Below are 2,041 nucleotides of genomic sequence, written 5' to 3' on the forward strand. Positions count from 1 at the left end.
GGCTGGCAGCGCGCGCAGGCGAACCGCACCGAAGCGACCGACCGCAACTGGGGCACACGCTCCGGCCACCAGGTCGAACGCATCGGCTATGGCGAGACCGACAGCGGCTATGGCGCTGGCCGCACCTCGGTGAAAGGCCGCACCATCGAAGGCGAGCTGGTCGCCAAATCGGTCGCCGACACACCTTCGCCATTCAAGCTCGGCGACCGCGTCTTCCACCAGAAATTCGGCAACGGCAACATTGCCGCCATCGACGGCAACAAGCTGACCATCGACTTTGACAAGGCCGGCCAGAAACGCGTGCTGGACGGGTTTGTCACCAGCGTTTGAGCGGCGGCCGCCAACGGATTACCGTCCGAAAACCGCAGCCTCTCAGCGATACCGCGCCTGGTTCCATTTGTGGCCGAGCAGCGACAGGATGATGATCAGCCCGTTGAAGAACTGCACGTAGAAGCCGCTGAGGCCCGCGGCGACGACGCCGGTCTGGATGAACGACACGGTGACCGCGCCGATCGCGCCGCCGACCACTGTACCGATACCGCCCCACGTCGGCGTGCCGCCGACGAACACCGATGCCAGCACCGGCAGCAGGTAGCCGTCGCCCGCCGTCGGCCACCAGGTGAAGTTGATCATCACCGAGAAGGTTCCGGCGATCGCCGCCCCGATGCCGGTGAAGACGAACACCTTGACCCGGACGCGCTGAACGTCGATGCCCATTTGCTTGGCGCTGTCCGGATTGTCGCCGACCACCTTGACCTGGGCGCCGAAGCGGTGGCGGTTGTAGAGCAGCGCCGAAAACACGACGAAGGCGATCGCCCAGAAGATCTGCACCGGGATGCCCCAGAGCTGGCTGGAGAAGATCGCGTAAGCTGAGCTGTCGGCCAGATTGGTCAGCGCCGTCGACCTGCCCTCGTTGATGATCTGGATCAGCCCGCGCAGCAGGAAGTTCATGCCGAGCGTGGCAATCAGCGACGACAGGCCGCCATAGACCACCAGCGATCCGACCAGGAAGCCGAGCAGCGTGCCGGTGAGAAGCGCCGCGGCGATGCCGAGGAACGGATCGTAGCCGGCCTGCACGACGATCGCGAAGGCCCATGAGGCGAAACCCATCGTCGCCGGGAACGATAGGTCGATCTCGCCGCAGGTGACTACGAAGACCAGCGGCACGACAACGAACAGCGCGACGGGAAGCGTCGTCAGCACCGAGCTGTAAAGATACCAGGTGGTGAAGACGGTCGGGTTGGCGATCATGAAGATCGCCATCATGACGATGAACACGGCGAGCGTGCCTAGCGCCGCGCGATTGTCGAGGACGAAGCCGCGCAGCCAGTGATCGGAAGGATGACTCCACTGCTTGCCTGATTCTGTCGGGCCGCTTGCTCTTCCCAGAGGTGTTTGCAGATCGGGTTCCATGGCCTTGCTCATCACGCTCTCTGCTCCGCTCCGCCCGCCTCGTGTAGCCCTGGCAGGCCACCCGGATGCGCGATCTCTTCCATAAAGTTGATGAGGTCGTCGGCTGACTTGACCTCGCTGCGGTCAGCCGTCAACGCCACCTTGCCGCGGTCGAGCACCACGAAGCGGTCGGCGATGTCGAAGACATGATGAATGTTGTGGCCGATGAACAGGATCGAGCGGCCACTCGCCCGCACCTGGCGCACGAAATGGAAGACCTTGGCGGTCTCCCTCAGCGACAGCGCCGTCGTCGGCTCGTCGAGGATAATCAGCTCCGCCTGCTTGTAGATGGCGCGCGCGATCGCCACACCCTGACGCTCGCCGCCCGAGAGCTGGCCGACGATGGAATGCGGCGTGAACACTTTCGATGTGAAGCCGATCTCGCGCATCAGCCGGCTTGCCTCCTCGATCTCCTTGTTGACTTTCAGCCAGCCCATGAAGCCGGTCAGCTCGCGGCCCATGAAGATGTTGCGCACGATCGTCTGCTGCACGGCCAAAGCGCGGTCCTGGAAGACCGTCTCGATGCCGGCATCGCGCGAGCGGGCGGCACTCCATCCGGTCACCGGCTTGCCGCGTACGAGGATGTCGC

At 64.2% G+C, this 2,041-nt stretch carries 2 protein-coding genes and 1 pseudogene; 1 reads left to right on the top strand and 2 read right to left on the bottom strand.

What is annotated here, in order from left to right; all coding sequences use genetic code 11:
- A pseudogene (locus tag EOA60_RS30510) lies at positions 1-330 on the top strand (ATP-dependent DNA helicase); the annotation flags it as partial.
- A gap of 42 nt (positions 331-372) precedes the next feature.
- Here EOA60_RS30510 and EOA60_RS30515 read toward each other — a convergent pair.
- The gene (locus EOA60_RS30515) at positions 373-1,425 is read right to left on the bottom strand and encodes an ABC transporter permease (RefSeq protein WP_067323158.1); all 1,053 of its coding nucleotides are present in this window, start codon (positions 1,423-1,425) and stop codon (positions 373-375) included.
- Positions 1,425-2,041: ATP-binding cassette domain-containing protein (locus tag EOA60_RS30520; RefSeq protein ID WP_164899668.1), on the bottom strand; the 617-nt coding region annotated here is incomplete at its 5' end. The genes EOA60_RS30515 and EOA60_RS30520, both read right to left, overlap by 1 nt.

The organism is Mesorhizobium sp. M1A.F.Ca.IN.020.06.1.1, assembly GCF_004023265.1.
Classification (GTDB): Bacteria; Pseudomonadota; Alphaproteobacteria; order Rhizobiales; family Rhizobiaceae; genus Mesorhizobium.

Bases quoted from the DNA above. Each gene is read 5' to 3' on its own strand.
- EOA60_RS30515 (WP_067323158.1), bottom strand. From the start codon at position 1,425: ATGAGCAAGGCCATGGAACCCGATCTGCAAACACCTCTGGGAAGAGCA.